This is a genomic window from Collimonas fungivorans (assembly GCF_001584145.1).
Taxonomy (GTDB): Bacteria; Pseudomonadota; Gammaproteobacteria; order Burkholderiales; family Burkholderiaceae_D; genus Collimonas; species Collimonas fungivorans.
Map to the genome: position 1 here is coordinate 2310302 of NZ_CP013232.1, position 22263 is coordinate 2332564.

Consider the following 22263-nt stretch of genomic DNA (forward strand, 5'->3'; position numbering starts at 1 on the left):
TTCCTTGTGGAAATAAAATGCAAAACAGATTAATATCGATAAAAAGAGAACGTCCGCGGCTCATCCGGAATCATGGCGGGGCACGCGGAGGCCATACCACTTTTTCCGATTACCTCATGTGGTCTTAGCCGGAACGATGATCTTTCAGCATGGCCTTGCGGCAGGCAGGTAAACCAATAATGGGCGCAGGAATATGGCAGTATCTTTGATATGTATCCGTAACCTGACCAATTATTGAAAGCCACATTTATGCGACCAGCGTCTTTTCTGCGCAAAGCGTTTTGCACGATGTTCCTGCTCGTATGCGGGACTGCTTCCGCGCAAAGCACTTATCTCACCTCCGGCACATGCGATGGCTTGCCGCGGCTCGATCTCAAGGTCGCCAAGGGCATATGCATGGGGCTGGTTGCCGAACACCTCGGTTTTGTGCGCGGCGTGGCCGCCATCGGCCAGGATATCTATGTGCTCGACATGGGCGGCTGGGCCAGCAACCGCGGCCGCCTGCTGCGCCTGAACCTGAAGCAGGGCGGCAAGCCGGAAGTATTGCTGAGCAAGCTCAACATGCCCAACGCGATTATCGCGACGCCGGACAAGCGGCTGCTGGTCAGCATGCAGGGCCGTATCGTGCACATCGATCCCGCCGCCAAGGATATCGCTGCCAGCATGCGGGACGTCGTGACCAACCTGCCAGGCACCGGTCGCCATCCGCTGGCAGCGATGGTGCTGGGCGCCGACAGTTCGCTGTACATCAATGTCGGCTCAGCCACCGACAATTGCGAGATCAAGCCGGACCAGCCCGGCAAGGCGGTTTTTCCTTGCCCAGAGATTGGCGAGACGCCGCCGCGCGCCAGCGTATTGCACGCCAAACTGCCGGCGAACGGCGCGGCGCTCGATGCGCGCACTATACCGGTCCATGCGCGCGGCCTGCGCAACAGCATGGCGCTGGCGCTCAGCCCGAACGGAACGGTGATCGCCGCTACCAACTCGCGCGACAACATCACCGTCGCCGATGCCAAGCTGTCTGATGCGGAACTGCCGCACGACACCCTGAGCTGGCTGGTTGCCGGCGCCGATTACGGCTGGCCCTATTGTTTCGACAAACTCAGGACCAGCCCTGAATATCCAGGATTCGACTGCAGTAAAAAGACCGCTCCCGGCCGCCTGCTGCCGCCGCATGCGGCGCCGCTCGGCATGCTGATCTACAGCGGCAAGACCATGCCGGCATTGGCCGGACGCCTGGTCATCGGCTATCACGGCTATCGCGCCGCCGGCCATAGGCTGGTCAGCCTGGCTTTGGATGCGAATTATCAGCCGGTGGGGGAACCAAAGGACCTGGTGTCGGGCTGGAATTTCCTGGCCGGCAAACATCCGATGGGCGCGCCTGTGGGATTGGCGACGCTGGATGACGGCAGTGTGGTGATTACCGAAGACAGGAACGGCGCGTTGGTGCGCCTGGCGCCAGATACACGCTAGTCCGCGCTGAAGGCGGCGTGTTTGTTGATTCGGTTAAAGCGCTGGGATTACCGATATGTGAGGAGATTCTAGCCATCCCATGCTATCTGCATGGTGACAAAGCTATTAGTGAATCTACTCACATATCGATATGGCCACATGTGAATCTGGGAGAGAGTCTAGCGGAGGAATATGACAGGCGTTTGACATTGGGAGCCTGTTTCCCGAAAAGACGGGGCGCAAAGCCCCGTCGCTTTAGCCGTTTCCAGCGCGGATTTCTTCAATAAAAGCTTCGCCGTTGCGTAGCGCAGCGGGTGTCGTATGCACCGAATAGTGGCCAAGGACCAGGTCGTGCCGATGCGGCGCCGCCGAACCGAGAACGAATTCGGTATCGGTGATCGCCTCGAATTCCACCGCTTCGTTCGACGCTTCGAAAGCCGCGAAATCCCCATGCCGCAACTCGTCCGGAACCGACACGGCGCCCGATGCAATGGCAGCCCACAGCACAGTGTGGCCCATCGGCGGCTGGTAGCGCCAGCGCTCGCCGGCTTTCAGCCGCACCGCCAGATAATTGATAGGCGGAGTGCCGTGGAGCCGCTTGGAGCTAGGGCACGGGGGTATGTGGGGCTCATCACCAAGGCGCGGGCCGGGTTTGATGAAAAACTCGCAATGGCGATTGGCTCATTCGAAGAAACATGAGTCCGCAAGCGGAGAAAAATTGTAGTGATCCTAGGGAAAATATATCCATGTGGAAATGTTTCGATGCTATTCAGCAACAGTTTGTCAATGATTGAAAATTCTGCATCTTTTTGAAAAATTTCTTTAGGAAAACACAACACTGTTTTGTAAAATCGTGCCTCAGGGAAAATAAAAAGAAGGCAACAAAATGGGGAAGTACACCTTATCCAACCAAGGTGGTGGAAAAGTATCGGCGTTAGCAAGGGGAACAGGAGTAAGTCTGGTACTGGCGACCGCTATGCACGGCAGCTTGGCTCAGACAATCCAGCCGCCCGACTTGGAAGAACTGCGCCGCCGTGACCCAAGTGTGCAGACACCGTCGAGCGAAGAACAACGGCGACGCAGTCAGGGCGAGTTGCAGGAACGCCAACGGCTGTTGCAAGCGCCTAACGTCAGCCTGGAAGACAAGGCCGCCGCGGAAGCGCTCGAGGGTTTGAGCCTGCCCAGCGAAACTCCTTGCTTCGCAATCCACCAGTTTGTCCTCGAAGTCCCGCCCCAGTTGTCGGCTGCCAGCCGCGCTGCCGGCGCGAGCGACTTGCCGTTCGATCATTTCCGCTTTGCCCAGGACTACTTACGAAAATACGATGGGGCCTGCGTTGGCAAAAGCGGCCTGAACCTGATCGTCAAGCGCCTGACCAGCCAGATTCTGGCGCGCGGCTACAGCACCACGCGCATCGGCATTCCCGGACAAGACATCGCGGGAGGTGTCTTGAAGCTGGTGCTGGTTCCTGGCGTGATCCGCACCATTCGTTTTTCCGACCCGAACCTCTACGGCACCTGGCGCAGCGCATTCCCAACCGGCCCCGGCGAGCTGCTCAACCTGCGCGACCTGGAGCAGGGGCTGGAGCAGATGAAGCGCATTCCCAGCCAGGATGTCGACATGCAGATCGTTCCCGGTGAAATACCGGGCGAGAGTGATGTGGTGATCGAGGTGAAGCGCAGCAAGCCGTGGAAATTTACCGGGACCCTTGACGACAGTGGTGCAAAAGGCACAGGGAAATTGCAGGCGGGATTGAATTTCGCTTTGGATAACCCTCTGGGTTTGAACGACATGTTCAACATTGGTCTCAGTACCGACGCTGATCGCAAAGCTGGCCAGCGCGGCACCAGTGGAAACAATGTGTATTACGCCATCCCTGCCGGTTACTGGAATTTTGCGGTTTCGGGCAGCACCTATGATTATCATCAAGAGGTCGCGGGAGCCAATCAGACCTTCGTTTCCAGCGGCAAGTCACGCAATCTGGAACTGAAGGTTACTCAGCTGTTCCAGCGGGACCAGGCGCAAAAGAACAGCTGGCAATTCAGGGTAGGCAAGCGCTGGAACCACGCCTACGTCGAGGATACAGAAATCGCGGTACAAGAACGCAATACCACGTTTGCCGAGCTGGCCTGGGTGCACACGCACTACATTGGCAGCGCTCAACTCGATTTCACGTTTGCCAATAAATGGGGCGTCAATTGGTTCAACGGGCAGACCTATGCCAAGAATCTGCTGGGGCAGGAAGACTCGAGCACCAACAATCTGCATTACACCTTGCAGACCGTGGATGCCACCCTGAGCCTGCCATTCCATATCGCCAGCCAACCGTTGACCTATATCGGCACGTTCCGTGGACAGGCAACCCGTTCGCCGCTGTATCTGGCGGACCAGCTCAGCTTTGGCAACCGCTACACCGTGCGTGGCTTCGATGGCGAACTGACCCTGGCAGGCGAGCGCGGTTTTTATGTGCGCAATGAGCTGAACCTGCCGATCGCCAGCAGCGGCCAGTCGGCTTATCTCGGCCTGGACTATGGGCAGGTGTACGGCCCCAGCGTAGCAAACCTCCTCGGCAACAAACTCGCCGGCGCTACCGTTGGTTTGCGCGGCGGTTTGTTCGGCTTGTCTTACGACCTGTTTTCCAGCTGGGCATTGGTCAAGCCGCAGGGTTTCAATACCGCGACGCCGGCAGTGGGTTTCAGTCTCTCGTATCAATATTAATCGCCATATAAAAACTATTTCCCGGAATTGGAAGAACGATGAACTCGCAAGCCTACCGCGTCATTTTTAGCAAACAACGTCATGCCTTGGTGGTGGTGGCTGAGAACGTTTCCAACCAAACAAAGGGGAGTGGCAGCCAGTCTGGCGGCATAGCAAGCTGGCCGTTGATGCGCCTGGTGCATTTAGCTGTTGCCGTTGCTGCCCTGTTTGGCGGCGTCACGGCGGTGAATGCGCAGATCGTCGCCGATCCGAATGCCGGCGGCCATCGTCCTGCTGTCGGGACCACGGCGAACGGTTTGCCGCTGGTGAATATCGTGGCGCCAAATTCTTCGGGCCTGAGCCACAATCAGTACAACCAGTTTTCGGTCGGCAGCCAAGGCGCGGTACTCAATAACTCGCCGACGATCAGTCAAACGCAGCAGGCAGGATACGTTCAGGGCAATCCCAACCTGACCAATGGCAGCGCCAGGATCATCCTCAACGAAGTGACAGGCACGAGCCGTTCCCAGCTTAACGGTTATATCGAAGTGGCTGGACAGCGTGCACAAGTCATCGTTGCCAATCCGAACGGGATCTCCGTGGCAGGGGGCGGCTTCATCAACACCTCGCGCGGCGTCCTTACGACCGGTACGCCGGTGCTGGGAAGCGACGGCAGCCTGAGTGGATTTCGCGTCACCGGCGGCGATATCCAGATCGGCAGCAGCGGACTCGGTGCCTCCAATACCGACCAGCTTGACCTGATTTCGAGAAGTGTTTCCGTGAACGGCCAGTTATGGGCCAATCAGCTGAACGTCGTCACCGGAACCAACCAGGTCAACTACAGCGATTTGGGCGTACAGCTCATCGCGGGCGACAACAACAAGCCGACGGTCAGTATCGATATTGCCCAGCTGGGCGGCATGTATGCCAACAAGATTCGCCTGATCGGCACCGAAGCGGGTGTCGGCGTGGCCAGTCTAGGCAATGTGGCCGCGCAAGCCGGCGATGTGAATATCGACAGCCAAGGCAAAATCACCCTGAATGGCAAAACGAATGCCACTGGCGGTGTGACGATACACAGCGCGGACAGCGTGATCAATACCGGCACGGTGTATGGCCAGCAGGTAGTACAGCTTTCCGCCAACGGACAAATTGCCAATAGCGGTACCGTTGCCGCACAAGGCGACCTGACGCTATTCTCGGGCAGCATCAATTCGACGGGCGTGCTGGGCGCGGGGGTCGATGCGAACGGCAACGCCTCGCAGGCTGGCAGCCTGAACCTGATCGCTGCTGGCGGCATCAGCGCAACCGGCCAGAACCTGGCTGGAGCAAATGTCGCAATGAATGGCGCGAGCCTGAACCTGGCGCATTCGCAAACCAGCGCCGCCGGCAATGTCGCCTTGACTGCGCGCGGCGGCGATATTGATCACACCGGCGGTAACTTGCAGGCTGCAGGCGCTGCGTTAAATGCCACAGGTGCGGTGAGCAATGATCAAGGCCAAATCAATGTGTCGCAGTTGACCAGCAATTCGGCGGGGCTGTCGAACGTCGGCGGGAACATCACGCAATCCGGAGCCGGAAATACGGACATCACGACCACAGGCGCGCTCAACAACAGCACCGGCATCATCACCACCAACGGCCAGAACCTGGCAATCCGATCTGCCAGCCTTAACAATAACGGTGGTCAAATCAATCATGCCGGGGCGGGCGCGGCAACGATACAGAGCGGAGCAACGACGAACGCACAAGGCGTCATTGGAAGCAACGGGCAATTAATCCTGACGGCCGGCAGCCTGAATAATCAAGCGGGTCGCCTTGGCTCGGCGGGTACGGCCAACGTCCATGTGACGGGCGATATTGGCAACGCACAGGGAACGATGCAATCCGGCGGGGCATTGACGGTTGCAGGAAACAATATCGACAATACGACAGGCACTATCTCGTCCTTGAATGCCGATGGCTTGGTGCTCACGGCCAGCGGCCAGCTCACGAATGCTGCCAACGGCGTCGTTGGCGGCAATGGCGATCTGAATCTGTCCGCAGGTTCCGTGTTCAACGGCGGCAAGATCACGGCCAGCAATAACTTGACGAGCGTGGTTGCCGGCGGCGTTGACAATAGCAACGGTCTCCTGGCGGCCGGCAAGAACCTGACTGCCAGCGCTGCGGCCATCAAGAATGCAAATGGCACTATCGACGCTTCCAATGTAACGTTGGCGGTGCCGCAGCTGGACAACAGCAACGGAAAAATCTCAAGCAATCAGTTAACCATCCGTAGCGCCAACCTGACCAACCAGCACGGTCAAATCAGCCAGTTCGGCAGCGACCTTATGACCATTGCTGTCGCCGGAGCGCTGGATAACAGCAATGGCGGTCTGTTGCAAATCAACGGCAGCGATCTGAATATTTCAACACAGTCGTTGGTCAATGACAGCGGTACGATCGCACATGCCGGCAGTGGGACATTCGCTATCAGCGATGCAGGGGGACTGTCCAACAAAAACGGCAATATCGCCACCAACGGCCAGCTGAACCTGGCTGCCGGCAGCCTGAATAATCAGGCAGGTCATATCACTTCGACCGGGCAAGCCAATATCCGCCTGACCGGCGATATTGGCAACGCACAAGGAACTATCCAGTCGGGGAAAGCATTGACCGTTGCCGGGAATAATGTCGACAATGCGGCGGGAACCGTGACTTCGCTGAGTGCCGATGGCCTCACGCTGACCGCAAGCGGACAACTGACGAATGCGGCCAGCGGCATCATCGGCGGCAATGGGGACTTGAACCTCTCGGCAGGTTCGGTCGTTAACGGTGGCAAGATAACCGCCAGCAATAATTTGATCAGCGCAGTTGCCAGCAGCTTCGATAACAGCAACGGCCTTCTGGCCGCCGGCAAGAATTTAACTGCCAGCGCCATCTCCACCAAAAACGCAAACGGTACTATCGACGCTGCCAACGTTGCTTTGACCATTCCACAACTGGACAACAGCAGCGGCAAGATCACCGGTGACCAGTTAGCGATCCACAGCACCAATCTGATCAATCAGCACGGTCAAATCAGTCAGTTCGGCAACAGTGCCACAAACATTGCTGTCGCTGGCGCGCTGGACAATAGCAGCGGCGGTCTGCTGCAAACCAATGGCAGCGACCTGAACATTACGTCACAAGCGCTTGTAAACGACGGCGGCACAATTGCGCATTCCGGCGTTGGAGCACTGACCATCAATAACATAGGCGCGGTTTCCAACAAAAACGGCAACATCGGGACAAATGGTCAACTGAGTCTGACCGCCAACAGTTTGAATAACCAGGCTGGCAGCATCACTGCAAAAGGGCTGGAAAACATACGCGTCGCCGGCGACATTGCCAACGCGCTGGGAACAATACAAGCGGGCGGCGCATTAGCTGTCGCAGGAGCCAATGTCGATAATACGGCGGGAAATATCACGTCCCTGAACGCCGACGGCTTAACGCTCACGGCCAATGGCCAGCTCACCAATGCCAACGCCGGTACGATTGCCGGTAATGGCGATCTGGCGTTGACCGCCGCGAGTGCAGTTAATGGCGGCAAGATCACCGGCAAACGCAATGTCACGGCCACGGTGGCCAATAGTTTCGACAACAGCAACGGGAAACTGGCCGCCGGCATTGCTGTGACGGTCAGCGCAGCTTCCTTTAAAAATGCTAATGGTGTTGTGGATGCCGCGGCGGTCGCACTGACTGTACCGCAACTGGACAACAGCAGCGGCAAGATCACAGCCGATCAGATCAGCATCGTCAGCACCAATCTTGTCAATCAACACGGTCAGATCATTCAGTACGGTACTGCCGCCACGACCATTGCGGTCGGCGGAACCCTGGATAATAGCAACGGCGGCCTGTTGCAGACCAATAGCGCTGATTTGTCGTTGACGCCGCTAGCCCTGAACAATACTGGCGGCACAATTGCGCTGTCCGGCAGCGGCGCCCTGACGATCAGCGTGGCTAACGGCGCAGGCAGTTTGTCGAATGCAGGCGGCAGCATCGGCGGCAACGGACAGACGACGGTATCGGCTGCAAGCATCGCCAATCAGGGCGGTTCCGTATTTGCGCAAAACCAGCTGAATGTGACGGCGTCACAGGGCGGTGTCGATAACAGCGCTGGCGGCTATATCGGTGGCAGCAGCCTGAATCTGAATGCCGCACACGGCCAGATCAACAACTCCTCGGGCAAGATCGAGGGAACCCAGCAGGCTGTCACGCTCAATGCGCAAAGCTTGAATAACGCCGGCGGCACAGTGCAGAGCATCGGCGCCGCGCCGCTGAACATCACCACTGCCCAAGCGATCAGTAATACGGTGGCCAATAGCGTCGGCGGTTTCATCGGCGGCAGCGGTACTGTCAACCTCAATGCGGGATCGTTCGACAATAGCGGCGGTACTGTCTACGGTAAAAACAATCTGGTCCTGCAATCGAACGGCGCGCTGACAAATAATTATGGTGTGATCCAGGGCGCGGCCAGTGTCACTGCAAGCGCTGCCGGTGCACTGAACAACGCGAATGGTCGCATCGAGGCGAATGGCAGCTCGGCGACATTCACGGTTTCCGGTAGTGGCATTGACAATACGTCAGGACGCATCGCCAATACCGGGAACGGCCTGAGCCAGATCAACGGCGGCAGCCAGGTGGTCAATCGGCAGGGCACAATCGGTGGCAATGGCGAACTCGATATCAATGCAGGCAATCTCGACAACAGTCAGCAAGGGCAGGTGATTGCCGGAGGCAACCTGGTGCTCAATACCGGCGGTACGGTCAACAACAATGCCGGCAATCTGTACGCCGGGCAAAACGTGCAACTGAATCAAGGCGGCGCGGTGCTGACGAATGTCGGCGGCAGGATCGGCGCGGCGGGAAATACCATGTTGAATGTGGCCAGCCTCGATAATACCTTCGGCCTCGTCGGCAGCACCAGCGGTGCAGGCAGCGACATCGGCATTGCGGCCAGCAGCTTCAACAATAATTTAGGCACGGTGGCCAGCGGCCGCGACTTGTCGATCACTGCGCCGACCATCGCCAACAACGGCAAAGTAGTGGCGGGACGGGATGCCACGATCAATCTGCAGGGCGACTACGCCAATACGGCGGGCAATCTCCTGACGGCCAATCGCAACCTGACGCTGAACACTACCGGCAATCTGATCAATACCGGCACGCTGGCGGCGGTCGCCGGATTAACATTGAATGCCGCCAATGTGGATAACCAGTCTACCGGTCTCATCAATAGCAGCGCCACCACCATTCAGGCCAGCAACGCCATCACGAACACTGGCCGCATCTATGGCGACGATATAGCCCTTGGGGCGCAATCGTTGACTAATGACGTTGATGTCGGCAGCGGCCAGGCTGGAGCGATTGCTGCGCGCAATAGCATCAATGTTGGCGCTGCCAACGTTGTCAATCGCGAGCATGCCATCATCCAGAGCCTGGGCGACATGACTTTTGCAAGGACGCTTGACGCCAACCATAAGGCCGTCGGCACAGCGGACAGCATCACTAACAGTTCTGCCATCATCGATGCCGGCGGCAATCTGGTGTTCCAGACCGTGCAATTGAACAATACCAATGCACACTTCGCGACCACGCAACAGGTCGATCCGACCCAGACCACGCACGTCACGCAATATGCGACATGGGTTGAGCCAACCGTTTGGTACACGCCGGATCAAGTGACATGGAGCGACAGCGGCGACGGTGGGATTGTGCTGGTGGTGCCGGGCAATAACCGTTTTGAGAAATTCTACAAACAAGACTATACCCAGACTGTCTCGAAGACCGTGGTCACCAGCAGCGATCCGGGCAAGATCAGTTCGGGCGGCGGCATGGTCTTGTCGGGCAACATCACCAACGACAAGAGCACGATCATTGCAGGCGGCACCTTGTCTGGAACGACCGGCAATATCAACAATATTGGCGCGACAGGGACAACCGATACGGTCAGCCACATGACCGCCAATGAAAATTACTACCACTACGTCGACGGCCATCCTCATCAAAACCATTACAACTACGATAATGGCGGCGCCGCCTATGATGTCGCGTTGCCTTCGACGCCGCTGGCATTGCAGGTATGGACCGTACAGCAGAACACTGCGCCGAATAGCGGCGCCAACCCGGCTCTGGGGCAAGGTGTCGGGGCTATTGCCGTGCCGACCGTTGGCGGCTTGGCCTTGGGAGCCAATCAGGGCAGCCAGACCGTCACCGGTCCTGGCGGTTACGGCGTTACCGCCGCAGGCGGCACGGCTGGCAACGGCGCAGGTGCCGACGGCAATAATCAAGGTATTGCTGCGGCAGGCGGTACAGCAGGCGGCAGTGCAGGTGTCGGCGGCAGCAATCAAGGTGTTGCCGCAGCAGGCGGCACTGCCGGCGGTGGTACAAAAACCAGCGGCAACACCCAGACTGTCGGGAGCGCCCGCAATCCATTGCCTAACCTGGTACTGCCGAACAACCGCCTGTTCACGATCCAGGCCAACCCGGGCCAGCATTTCCTGGTTGCTACCGATCCCGCATTTACCAACTACGGCAATTTCCTTTCCAGCGACTACATGCTGGGCCTGCTTGGCATCAGTCCGCAGAGCACCGAAAAACGTCTGGGCGACGGTTTCTACGAGCAAAAGCTGGTCAACGATCAGGTTGCACAACTGACCGGCAAACGTTTCCTGGGCGACTATGCCAGCAACGAAGAGGAATACAAATCCTTGATGGAGGCCGGGGTCGCCACGGCCAAGCAGTTCCAGCTTACCCCTGGCATTGCCTTGACCGCGGAGCAGATGGCCTCGCTGACCTCTGATATTGTCTGGATGGTGTCACAGGACGTGACCTTGCCGGACGGCAGCCATGCCCAGGTGCTGGCGCCCGTCGTTTATCTGACACGCGCTGACGCCGGCGATATCGCACCGACCGGCGCGTTGATTTCCGGTAAAGATATTGACCTGACCATCAACGGCACGCTCAAAAATGGCGGTACGCTTCAATCGTCCAACAACATGATTGTCCAGGCCACGGATATTGCCAATACCGGTAACATCCGCAGCACCGGTGCCGATGGCGCGGTTATCCTCGTGGCGCAGAACGACATCCTGAACAATGGCGGCAGCATTTCCGGCCACCGGGTTGGCATATTGGCCGGCCGCGATGTCACGATGAGCACCGATGCCGTATCGGCGACAGGCGCACAGGGCACGAACATCGCCCTGAGCCGCGTCGCCAGCGTCAACGCTGATCAACTGTCGGTACAGGCTGGCCGCGACATCAACCTGGTCGCAGCGGCGGTCAATACTACCGGCGATGCTGCATTGTCGGCCGGACGTGATTTGAACCTGACGACGGTCAGCACGCAACGCAGTTATAACGTCACCTACAACAGCGATAACCATCTCTACGAGAACAAGACCCAGGTCAACGGCAGCGCGATCAATGCCGGCGGCAACCTGGCCTTGATCGCAGGCCAGGACTTGAATGTGGCGGCGGCTACCGTTAATGCGGGTGCGCAACTGGCGGCCGTTGCGGGGCGTGATGTCAATATCGGTACTGCGCAACAAACCAGCAGCGTGGATCAGGCGATCTACACGACGTCGCATGGCATGCTGTCGTCGTCAAGCAGCCGATCGCAGATGAATAGCGATACAACGGATGCCGTAGGCAGCAGTTTTACCGGCAAGAGTATAGCTATCCAGTCGGGCCGCGACACCAACGTACAAGGCAGTCAGGTGATTGCTAAGGATGATCTGAGCATGAATGCCGGGCGTGACCTGAATATCGTCAGCGCCCAGCAGACCAGTAAGGACAGCTTCTCCGCAGAAGAAAAGAAATCCGGTTTCTCAGGCAGTTTCCTGACCGGCGTCAGCGTCGGCAAGAATGCCCAGGATCAGCATCAGAATGGCACTAGCGTCAACCAGATCGGTAGCGATATCAGTGGTGGCAACGTATATACCAGCAGCGGACGTGACACCACGATCACTGCCAGCGCCGTGACTGCCGACAACAACATCGCTATCAATGCCGGACGTGATGTCAACGTTCTTGCTGCGGCTAATACACAAACCTCGCAGAACGATGGTCACAGTAGCGGCACCAGCATTGGTGTGATGGGCGGCGCCAATTTCCGCTTCACGAATTACAGCAACACCAGCGCGGAACAGAACGGTAGCGGCAATAGTGCTACGCAAAGCACCAGCTTGATCTCGGCCAATGGCGGTAATCTGAGCATGCAGGCCGGATTGGATAAGCAATACAAGGGTACTGGCCAGGGGAACGTGACTACCCAGGGAGCAGAATTGCTCGCCAAAAATCAAATGAGCATCGGCGGTAATGCGGTCGACCTGCAGGCGATCCAGGACAGTAGCAGCAGTCAATTCCACGCCGAGACCCACAGTGTGACCTTGGGCAGCAGTCTAACGGGCGCTATCGGCGGCGCGCTCACCAAGATCGGCGACATGGCCACCGAAAGCCAGAACACCAGCAATGACCGTCTGAAGGGGGCACTGGCTCTCAAGGCCGGTTACGACGCCTATAAGCTCGCCAGCGGCGCGTCTGCGACCGTTTCTTCCGCAGAAGCGACGGATCCCAATCCGAGTAGCAGTGGTGGTGGCATCGGTATTAGTGTGAATCTCGGCACCAGCCAAAGCAGACAGGATAGCAAGAACAACGCAACCCAGGCACGCGGCACCACTGCGCAAGCTAGTACTATCGCCATTACCAGCCGGGAAGGCGATATCAGCATGGAAGGCGCCAAACTGCAGGCGCAGGACATTAGTCTCGACGCTGCCAAAAACATCAATCTGAGCGCCGCCAAAAGCACTGCGGACCTGCAATCTTCCAACAGCGGCAGCAGCGCCGGTATTGGCGCTACGCTTGGCTCTAACGGTCAGCAGACTGGTTTGAGTTTCCAAATTGGTGCATCAGTTTCCAAGGGCCACGCCAACGGCACTGAGACCACGTACGACAACACCCAGATTAGCGCCACGAACCAGCTCAGCGTCAAGAGCGGCGGCGATCTCAACATGAAGGGTGCGCAACTGGCGGGAAACAAGGTGACAGCCGATGTAGGCGGCGATCTCAATATCTGGACCCTGCAAAACGTCAGTAACTTCGACAGCAAACAGGAAAGCGGTGGCTTCAGTCTGAGCATCTGCGTTCCTCCGATCTGCGTCGGCCAGATGGTCAACGGCAGTGTCAGCTACGCGAAGCAAACGATTGATCACAATTATCAGAGTGCGGTTGGTCAAAGCGGCATTGCTGCCGGCAATGGTGGCTTCGATATCAGCGTCAAGGGTAATACCGACCTGAAAGGTGCTGCGATCACCAGCACGGCCACGCCTGACAAAAACAGCCTGCAAACGGCCAGCTTGACTTATAGCGATCTGACCAACACGCAACACACCAACTCGGAGAGCGTCAGCGTTAGCGTTTCAACCGGTACCGTCGCCAGCAACCTTACTGCGAATGTACTGGGCAATCTCGGCGGTAACACCGGCATGCCGAAGAGTGGCGACGAGACCAGTAGCACCAACAGTGTGATCAGTCCGGCCAAAATCACGATCACGGGCAGTGGCGACGCACAGAGCCAAGCGAATGCGACAACCTTGACCAGTCGTGATGCAGCTACGGCGAATCAATCGCTGGTAAATACGTTGACGTTGCAGCAGGCGCAGGATCTGCAGGCACAACAACAGAAGCAGCAAGAGAATCAGCGGGCCGCCAATCTCGTTGGTGCGGTGCTGACCAATGTCGTTGGTGATATTGCGCAATCCAACAATTTGGCTGAAGGTTCCCCGGAAAAAATGGCCCTGCATGGAATTGTTGGGCTGATCGAAGCGAAGATAGGTGGTACTAGTGCTGCTGGCGGTATTGCGGCCGCAATGGGCGCTGAGGCGATGGCGCCTATCCTGAGCAACTACCTGCTTAGCCAGGGATACGTGAACGATCCAAGAGACCCTGCCGGACAGAAGAATTATAACGATATGATGAATCTCGGTGCGACGCTGGTTGGCGCGGCATCGGGTGCGCTGGCTGGTGGCTCTGTTCAAAGTGCCAATGCTGGCGCAAATACCGGCTTGATGGTAGATGCAAACAACAGGCAATTGCATCCGAAGGAACAGGCACTCGGCAAGCAACTGGCTGATGCCAGCAATGGAAAATATACGCAAGAACAGATAGACAATGCATTACGCCGTGCAGGTATCACTGGCACAAGTGTCTATGCTGATAAGGCGGATATCGTACCCGATGTAAGCAAACCTGGAGCGCTGTACGACGCGCAGAATTTCCGGCCTGCGGCAGATGGATCAAAAATGTTTGTTGAAACATTGGCGCCGATCGATCCTGGCGTTATCGCGTATGTACAAGCGGCGACAGGCGGCAGCAAATCGCCGTATTATTGGAGTGACGCCGCAGTCGCTGCATCGTCGGTTACGTCGACGAGCTATCCACAGTCATTGCCTCCGGCACCAAGTGGCACTTATCGGGCGTCAGTGGTCGTGAATGGTGTGACCTATTTCCCGCTGGTGGCAAATTGCCCCGCTGCGGGTTGTATGACCGGTGACTCAATTGCCAGCGCATTGGGGATTCTGCGACGACAGCGTACCTGAGTGCAGTTCAGAAACAAGCGGAGCGAGATCTTAATATAGGATCAGCCGTGTTAGGAGTCGCCGGATCTGCCGTTCGTGCAATGGGGACATTGGCTGAGTTGGGTCAGGCGAGTACTGCTGCAAATAGAATAGCTTCATTGTTAGAGCAGCCATTACCTCTCGGGAAGGGAACCTTAACGGGCGACCTTGCGGTGCCACCACAGAATGCTAGTTCTGATATGGTTAGGTCTTTTGCAAGACAGAATGAATCAGCCCAGACTCTTGCCAATTATGGATTGAAGGTTGAACAACTTCCTGAAACAGGTACGCCTGGGGGTAATCCGGACCTTAAAATAAACGGAAGCTTAGCGGATGTTTATGCACCGACATCAAAAAATGTCCAAACTATTGCCGATACGCTTGCCTATAAAGTGCAGCAGCAAGCACCAAATATCGTGATAAATCTCAATGATTCAATTTTGACATCGTCACAGATAATTCAACAGTTGCTGACAACCCCAGTTCCGGGGTTGAACAGTGTATATTTTATTAAAAATGGTATAACTACTTTGGTGAAATTCTAAAAAATGTCTATAGAAATAACGTTGGAAGCAGATAGCCGCCTTAATCGCGACGACATAAAGGCTATATTGAAAGCTTGCGGTGTAACAGAGGTTACAGAAAAAAGCGATAATTTTGTTGCCAATTTTCCGGAGTCAAATATGTCTGTTTTTTTTCGAGATAATTTGAAAAATACAGATGTTTTAACCGAAGGAATGGAGAATGAACCGTGGGTTATTGGGTCAAGAATGACATTTAGGTATGTCATTGCAAATTATGATAAATGTGAATCAGAGTTGCACGAGTTCGTTGAAAAATTGGCTGCATTGAAAGAGGCTTTTTTTGTAGTCGCATTTCAATATGAAGGTATACGTGCGATTCGTAATCAAGAAGGATTGAGGTTCGTTGAATAGCCTTGGGGTTAGTTGCATGTGGTTAGCGGTCATGGATGTTCCTTTGCTTGCGGAACTGACCCTATCTAACTGATCCAGTCGCCACTGCCGTGCAAAGGCAGCAACTCGGTCGTACGATCCTTCAAAACCTAGTGAACATAGATCAGCATGGATCTGTTTTAAGCTGCGTCGCTGCTTTCGAGATTTGGTCGCTTCGGTTTTAAGCCAGGATGAAAGTTTGAAGGCGTACTGATCAAGAGCACTGGGAGTGCGTCGATTTCTATAAGCCGGTTCTATGATTTCAGAGCGTAAGTAACGCCTGACGGTGTTTCTGGAGATGCCTAGGCGCCTGGCGATCTCCCTCAAGGAGACCTGGTCACGAAGGTGCCAGCGTCGAATAATGCCTAATAATGCCACGTCGATCACTCCAATCTCCTACTAACGATATTGAGTAGGATTGTGGTCTATACGTGGGTCAATTTTCGATGCAAATTATCCAGCTAAGTGGGTCAGTTTTAGATGCAAATCAACAGTTGCAAGACCTGACCCGAAGTTCAAGACCTGACCCCGAAGTTACTCAGAAGGCAGAGAATTATTCTATTGCACTGCAAAATGGTTACACTTAAATCGCAACGCGTCATTCTATGATCGTGCTGCTGCACAAAACGTGCTGAGAGATCCCAGAATGCACTAAAGGGAAAATGATGGACATATGGCAAGATTTTATTGTTCGGTTGACGAAGATTGATTTGCTTCGGTTGGCTAGAGACGAGGTAATTGAAGATTGGGGAAATAATATTCCTGTTACGCTCCTGTTCGCGAGCTTGGGAAAGAAAATTGTCGAGCACTTTGACGAATTTTCTACGGTTGAACGACTTGATATATTCAATGTGGTCGAGAATGGCATGAAGACAAGCGATGATGCTCTCAAAGCGTTTATGGCGACAGGTCTTTTGGAGGCACTTTTTTCACGGGCTTCTAGTGAAGCTTTCCTTTGGGAGAGGATTGACGAGCAGCTCGGGGAAAGATCAAGAAATTACCTGGTTGCTTGGAGGGAATCAGGAAGCTCGGGATCAAGTCTTGCAATGACACATAACGCGCTAAAAATCTAAGTTCGATTTTCTTGGAATCGAGCTTCGACAATGTGTCATTGCAAGACTTGATCCCGAAGTTCCTGACCCCGAAGTTCTCGTTGCAAGACCTGACCCCGAAGTTCTCGAAATTCCGCTTTAGCTGATGTGCCCAAAAAAATATGGATCTATCCGAGCGCGATCTTAAAGTCCTCCATGCGAAGCAAGAAGCACAAAATGAAAAAGGCCAATCAGAAGATTGGCCTAAGTCATTGATTCAATTGGTCGGGGCGAGAGGATTCGAACCTCCGACCCCATGCACCCCATGCATGTACGCTACCAGGCTGCGCTACGCCCCGACAAGCCTGATATTATATCAGGGCTAGTTGCTTTGTTATTCACTGAAAACAGAGAAATTTCATAAAATTTTCCCACCGATTGCCGGGCGGATCGCGTGGCCCCTTGCCGGCCCCAGGGTTTTTGGCAGGCGCTGCGTTCGTCCGGGCGGCAATCTCCACCAAAAAATCCTATGCCGATAAAAATCAGCCAGCAGTTTGACGCCGCCGCCATTGAAGTAGTGCGCGCGAACAGTCCTCAGCAAATCGAATTGAACATTCGCAAAGATTCTCACGCGGATTTCACCCAATGGTTCTATTTCCGCCTGCAGGGCGCGCGCGATGAAGACTGCACCATCCGTTTCCTGAATGCCGGCGCCACCACCTACCCTAAGGGCTGGGAAAATTACCAGGCGGTGGCCAGCTACGACCGTGAGAACTGGTTCCGCGTGCCGACCAGCTTTGACGGCCAGGTCATGACCATCAGCCATACGCCGGATTACGACAGCGTCTACTACGCCTACTTTGAGCCGTACTCCTGGGAGCGTCACCTGGCGCTGCTGGGGCAGGCCGAGCAGTCGCCGCTGGCGCGTGTGCTGGATATCGGTAGCACGGTCGACGGCCGCGACATGAACGTGCTGGTGATCGGCGATCCTGACGCTGCCAAGAAGGTATGGGTCATCGCGCGCCAGCATCCGGGCGAAACCATGGCGGAATGGTTTGTCGAAGGCATGGTCGACGCTTTGCTGGACAGCGCCAATCCGCTGGCGACCAAGGTATTGCAGCACGCGGTGTTCTACATCGTGCCGAACATGAATCCGGATGGCTCGGTGCGCGGCAACCTGCGCACCAATGCCGCCGGCGCTAACCTGAACCGCGAGTGGATGACGCCGACGCTGGAGCGCAGCCCTGAAGTGTTCGCGGTCAAGAACAAGATCCACGAAACCGGCTGCGACCTGTTCCTGGACGTGCATGGCGACGAGGCGTTGCCGTATGTGTTTGTGGCGGGCTCGGAGATGCTGGAGGATTTCAGTCCGCAGCAGGGCGTCGAGCAGCAGAAATTCATCGACGATTTCCTGCGCGCCAGCCCGGATTTCCAGACTGAATACGGCTACGCCGCGAGCAAGTACAGCAGCGACGTGCTGACCCTGGCATCCAAATATATCGGCCACACTTTCAAGTGCGTGTCGCTGACGCTGGAATTGCCGTTCAAGGATAACGCCATCCTGCCGGATGCGCAGGTCGGTTGGGACGGCGCACGCAGTGCGCGCCTGGGCGAAGTGGTGCTGCAGCCGATCTTGCGGGCATTCGAATAACCCGCAATCTCGAGTTACATTATAAAAAGCCGGGCATGTCAGACATGCCCGGCTTTTTTCATGCTGCAACGGCGGTTATGCCGGTTCGGCGATCCGTGCAAAGCGGCCGCTGTTGAAGTCGGCGATCGCCTGCGCGATTTCTTCCTGGCTGTTCATGACGAACGGACCATGGCCGACGATCGCTTCATCGATCGGCTCGCCGCTCAGCACCAGCACCACGGCGTCGTTGTTGGCCTCGATATCGACGCTGTTGCCATCGTTGTCGAGCAACACCATTTGCGCTTCACGCGCCACGGTTTCGCCGTTGACCAGCACGGTTCCGCGCAGCACCACCAGCGCCGAATGCCAGCCGGTGGGCAGCGACAGCTTGGTGCTGGCGCCCTGGTTGAGGCGCATGTCCCACACGTTCATCGGCGTGAAAGTATGGGCCGGACCGGCATGGCCGTCGAACTCGCCGGCGATCACGCGCACGCTGCCGGCGCCGTCAGGCAGGGCCACGGCCGGGATGTCGCGATCGACGATGGCTTGATAGCCAGGCGCCGTCATCTTGTCCTTGGCCGGCAGGTTCACCCACAGCTGCACCATTTCCAGCGTGCCGCCGGAACGGCTGAAGGCTTCCGAGTGAAACTCCTGGTGCAGGATGCCGCTGCCTGCGGTCATCCATTGCACGTCGCCGGGACCGATCACGCCGCCGTGGCCGGTCGAGTCGCGGTGCTCCACTTCGCCCTTGTAGACGATGGTGACGGTTTCGAAACCGCGATGCGGATGCGAACCGACGCCGCGCGGGCGGGTAGTGGGGCTGAACTCAGCCGGACCGGCGTAATCGAGCAGCAGGAACGGGCTCAGCTGCTTGCCGTGGCTGGTGTACGAAAACATCGAGCGTGCAGGAAAACCGTCGCCGACCCAATGTTGGCGAGGTGCGCTGTAGACGCCGAGGACTTTTTTCATGACTGACTCCTTGTATGGGTTGCATTGTTGGTGCAGGTAATAGATTAATCCAAGGATAATACGAGCGGTAGTCTGTAAAATTGGCCATCAGTGTCCTATTTGGTGAACGATGAAATCTTTTATGCAAGGCTTGTCATGCAGGATTTGAACGATCTCTACTACTACGTCCAAGTGGTCGACCATGGCGGCTTTGCGCCGGCGGGACGCGCCCTGGGCATGCCGAAGTCCAAGCTGAGCCGGCGCCTACAGCTGCTGGAGGAGCGTCTGGGCGTGCGGCTGGTCCAGCGCACCACGCGGCAGTTTTCGGTGACCGAAGTGGGGCAGTCCTATTACGAGCACTGCAAGGCGATGCTGGTCGAGGCGGACGCTGCGCAGGACGCCATCGAGCTGACCCGCGGCGAGCCGCGTGGCACCGTGCGGCTTACTTGCCCGGTGGCTTTGCTGCATGCGCATGTGGACGTGATGCTGGCCGATTTCATGGCGGCCAATCCGCGCGTGACGGTCTTGCTGGAGGCGACCAACCGCCGGGTCGATGTGGTGGCGGAGGCGGTGGATATCGCGATCAGGGTGCGGCCGCCGCCGATCCCGGACAGCGACCTGGTGCTGCGCGTATTGGCAGACCGCAGCCAGTGCCTGGTCGCCAGCTCGCTATTGCTGAAAGGGCGGGCGTTGCCGACGTCGCCGGCGGATCTGAGCGACTGGCCGAGCCTGGGCCTGGGCACGGCGCAGCAAAACCATGTGTGGAACCTGTTCGGGCCGGACGGCGCCAAGGCGGCGATCCATCACACGCCGCGGTTTGTCACCGGCGACATGATGGCCTTGCTGCGGGCGGCGGTGGCCGGCGTCGGCATCGTGCAGCTGCCGACCATGATGATCCGCGAGCATGTAGCGCAGGGCACGCTGGTGCATGTCTTGAACGACTGGCGGCCACGGCATGAAATCATCCACGTGGTATTCCCATCGCGGCGCGGTTTGCTGCCTTTGGTGCGGACTTTGATCGATTACCTGGTGCAGCGTTTCCAGGCTCTGGAAGAGGACTGAGCCGGCAATCTCTGCCGGCCCGGTAGTTCCTCGTACAGCTGCTTCAGTGGAAATGCGCCGAGCCGGCAGGCGTATCGTCAGGCATTTCCGGATGCACCAGGTCGCCTTCGCGGTCCGGGTAGAGCGGGGTGCCGCAATCGTCGCAAAATTCCATGGCAAACAATTCGGCGTGGCGCTGGATATCGTCGATGCCGCATTCGCGCAGCAGGCTCAGGATCTGTTCCAGCGGGGTTTCCGGCTCGGCTGTGGCGGCTTCGCTGTCGCCGGCGCGGCTGACGATTTCTTCGTTGGCTTCTTCCGGGCCGTACAGCGGCCATACCACGCCGTAGATCACCTCGTTGGTCTGACCCAGCGAAAAGCCGATGCGGTATTCGTCGACGCGGCCGCTTTCCGGCTGTTCGCTGAAACGGCCGATGCTGGCGTGCAGGTCTTTCGAGGCGATGTCCAGCGTGTGCGACAGGTAGTAGCTGGCGGCGCGCAGGGAAGCCGGGCGGATCTGCAGGTCAGCCTCGCGGCAGGCGGCGAAATACGCTTCCGGCAGCAGCAGCTGGATGCCGCAGCCTGGCAGCAGGCGCGTCATGTTGGGCGTGACCTGGTTACGCCATTGCTCCAGCGCCTGCTCCTTGTCGGCGGCGATGTGGCCAGGCTGGCCGTGCGTCAGCTGCCAGCGGAACAGCGGCATGCCGCTGGGCGCCACCAGGGCCGCCAGCAGGTAGCGGGTATCGGCCAGGAACGGCGCGGTCTGCGGCTGGTCGGCCGGGCTGCGCACCGGCGCCGCGGTCAGCGCCGCGTGCGACAGCTGCTGCAGCAGGGCGTAGGTTTCGCTGTGGCTGCGCGGCAGCTGGTCGATCGCATACAGCGACGGCACCATGGCGGTCATGACTTCCGGCGCCAGGATGTGGGCGTGCAGATGGGCGCCGAGGGTCAGCATGACGTCGCTCGGGATCGGTCCCGAGCCGATCGAAAAACGGGTCCATGCCAGCAGCGGGATGCCTACCAGCAGACAGTCGTATTGCTGGCCCTGGTAGTCGATGGTGCTCGATTCGCTGCAGGCTTCGACTACGTCCATCAGGGCGTCGTAGGCGTCCGGCTCGACCGGGAACAGCTGCTCCAGTGCGCCGTCGATAGGCTCCTGGTGGCGTGCCTTGAAATGCTTGTTGAGCAAGGCTTCGATCTCGCGTTCCCATGCGCGCTCCTCAAGACGGCTGGAGGCTTGTATCAATGCCTGTGCCAGCTCGGCCAGGCGATGGCTGTCGGCGGATGATTTGCGGGAAGGTTTTTTTGACGGACGGCGCATAGTGGATAGAGTAAGGGCTGACAACACATAGTCAATGTCTTACTGCGCGACCGTAGCGGATGCTTGCATCCGAGGAGCGGCAACCGAGATGCTCACATATCCTTGTGGATATGCTCCGCTGTTCTGCGCTGCCTTCTGGCCTACGACCGCTTGCTGTGAGTTTTTATGGGACTCAGAGGCAGGAAGACTGCAAGCTTCTATTGTAGTGGATTTGGGGCCTGTTATCACTTAATTTGGGAGATGCGTTCAAGCCAAAACGTGCGGTGGCAAGGCGCGTGGCGTAGCAGGGGCAGGTCGCCCCTGCAAGCCATGCAACGCGGCCAGCACACGTTTTGGCTTGAACCCTCCGGGAACGGCTGCAGGCGTCGCATGCCGTCGTTACTCCTCCTTGCCGTAGCACCGCTACGTCGCGTCGTCGCGCCTAGGCCTGCAACGCCTGCCGCGCGTTCGCACTCCCAAATTAAGTGATAACAGGCCCCAACGGTATGTGGAATAACTACCGTAGATAAGCTGGTGTCTGGCCTGGAAATGAAAAAACGCCGGGTTGGC

General features: G+C 57.2%; 11 protein-coding genes, 1 tRNA gene and 1 pseudogene. 8 read left to right on the plus strand and 5 right to left on the minus strand.

Annotated elements, in window-relative coordinates:
- Window positions 1-288: 288 nt before the first annotated feature.
- Window positions 289-1473 carry a PQQ-dependent sugar dehydrogenase gene (locus tag CFter6_RS09955; RefSeq protein WP_236904595.1) on the plus strand — a complete coding sequence of 395 codons (1185 nt, stop codon included), beginning with the start codon at window positions 289-291 and terminating at the stop codon, window positions 1471-1473.
- A 234-nt stretch (window positions 1474-1707) separates the two neighbouring features.
- Here CFter6_RS09955 and CFter6_RS09960 read toward each other — a convergent pair whose 3' ends face one another.
- Complete coding sequence (locus CFter6_RS09960; RefSeq protein ID WP_014005717.1) at window positions 1708-2013, minus strand: hypothetical protein; 306 nt, start codon at window positions 2011-2013, stop codon at window positions 1708-1710.
- Between the two features lie 427 nt (window positions 2014-2440).
- Here CFter6_RS09960 and CFter6_RS09965 point away from each other — a divergent pair, with 427 nt between their 5' ends.
- Genes CFter6_RS09965 through CFter6_RS25975 form a run of 4 tightly spaced genes read left to right on the plus strand, consistent with a single transcriptional unit; the run spans window position 2441 to window position 15728 of the window.
- Window positions 2441-4168 (plus strand): ShlB/FhaC/HecB family hemolysin secretion/activation protein, encoded by a 1728-nt coding sequence (locus CFter6_RS09965; protein WP_236904597.1) that lies wholly within the window; start codon window positions 2441-2443, stop codon window positions 4166-4168.
- A 38-nt stretch (window positions 4169-4206) separates the two neighbouring features.
- The gene (locus CFter6_RS09970; protein WP_061539797.1) at window positions 4207-14775 is read left to right on the plus strand and encodes a hemagglutinin repeat-containing protein; all 10569 of its coding nucleotides are present in this window, start codon (window positions 4207-4209) and stop codon (window positions 14773-14775) included.
- 47 nt (window positions 14776-14822) lie between these two features.
- On the plus strand, window positions 14823-15338 hold the full coding sequence (locus CFter6_RS25570) for a CdiA C-terminal domain-containing protein (protein ID WP_150118694.1): 516 nt from the start codon (window positions 14823-14825) through the stop codon (window positions 15336-15338).
- 3 nt (window positions 15339-15341) lie between these two features.
- Window positions 15342-15728: a hypothetical protein gene (locus CFter6_RS25975; protein WP_167351321.1), complete on the plus strand. Its 387-nt coding sequence runs from the start codon at window positions 15342-15344 to the stop codon at window positions 15726-15728.
- A gap of 36 nt (window positions 15729-15764) precedes the next feature.
- On the opposite strand, the pseudogene CFter6_RS25020 reads toward CFter6_RS25975, so the two are convergent.
- Window positions 15765-16133: pseudogene (locus tag CFter6_RS25020) on the minus strand (helix-turn-helix domain-containing protein); the annotation flags it as partial.
- Window positions 16134-16408: 275 nt separating this feature from the next.
- Here CFter6_RS25020 and CFter6_RS09975 point away from each other — a divergent pair.
- A complete protein-coding gene (locus CFter6_RS09975; RefSeq protein ID WP_050808525.1) occupies window positions 16409-16819 on the plus strand; it encodes a hypothetical protein in 411 nt (136 codons plus the stop codon).
- A gap of 240 nt (window positions 16820-17059) precedes the next feature.
- Here the strand turns inward: CFter6_RS09975 and CFter6_RS09980 are convergent.
- A tRNA-Pro gene (locus tag CFter6_RS09980) sits at window positions 17060-17136 on the minus strand.
- 170 nt (window positions 17137-17306) lie between these two features.
- Here CFter6_RS09980 and CFter6_RS09985 point away from each other — a divergent pair.
- Window positions 17307-18428, plus strand: coding sequence for a M14 family metallopeptidase (locus CFter6_RS09985; protein ID WP_061539798.1), 1122 nt, complete (start codon window positions 17307-17309; stop codon window positions 18426-18428).
- A gap of 75 nt (window positions 18429-18503) precedes the next feature.
- On the opposite strand, the gene CFter6_RS09990 is transcribed toward CFter6_RS09985, so the two are convergent.
- Entirely contained in the window at window positions 18504-19376 is an 873-nt protein-coding gene (locus CFter6_RS09990) for a pirin family protein (RefSeq protein ID WP_061539799.1), read from the minus strand.
- A gap of 135 nt (window positions 19377-19511) precedes the next feature.
- Between CFter6_RS09990 and CFter6_RS09995 the strand changes: the two genes are divergently transcribed.
- The gene (locus CFter6_RS09995) at window positions 19512-20417 is read left to right on the plus strand and encodes a LysR family transcriptional regulator (protein WP_061539800.1); all 906 of its coding nucleotides are present in this window, start codon (window positions 19512-19514) and stop codon (window positions 20415-20417) included.
- 43 nt (window positions 20418-20460) lie between these two features.
- Here CFter6_RS09995 and CFter6_RS10000 read toward each other — a convergent pair whose 3' ends face one another.
- On the minus strand, window positions 20461-21714 hold the full coding sequence (locus CFter6_RS10000) for a DUF2863 family protein (protein ID WP_061539801.1): 1254 nt from the start codon (window positions 21712-21714) through the stop codon (window positions 20461-20463).
- Window positions 21715-22263 lie beyond the last annotated feature (549 nt).

Coding starts and splice junctions, on each gene's coding strand:
- CFter6_RS09995 (WP_061539800.1), top strand. CDS start 19,512: ATGCAGGATTTGAACGATCTCTACTACTACGTCCAAGTGGTCGACCAT.
- CFter6_RS09970 (WP_061539797.1), top strand. CDS start 4,207: ATGAACTCGCAAGCCTACCGCGTCATTTTTAGCAAACAACGTCATGCC.
- CFter6_RS09975 (WP_050808525.1), top strand. CDS start 16,409: ATGATGGACATATGGCAAGATTTTATTGTTCGGTTGACGAAGATTGAT.
- CFter6_RS09985 (WP_061539798.1), top strand. CDS start 17,307: ATGCCGATAAAAATCAGCCAGCAGTTTGACGCCGCCGCCATTGAAGTA.
- CFter6_RS09955 (WP_236904595.1), top strand. CDS start 289: ATGTTCCTGCTCGTATGCGGGACTGCTTCCGCGCAAAGCACTTATCTC.
- CFter6_RS09990 (WP_061539799.1), bottom strand. CDS start 19,376: ATGAAAAAAGTCCTCGGCGTCTACAGCGCACCTCGCCAACATTGGGTC.
- CFter6_RS10000 (WP_061539801.1), bottom strand. CDS start 21,714: ATGCGCCGTCCGTCAAAAAAACCTTCCCGCAAATCATCCGCCGACAGC.
- CFter6_RS25975 (WP_167351321.1), top strand. CDS start 15,342: ATGTCTATAGAAATAACGTTGGAAGCAGATAGCCGCCTTAATCGCGAC.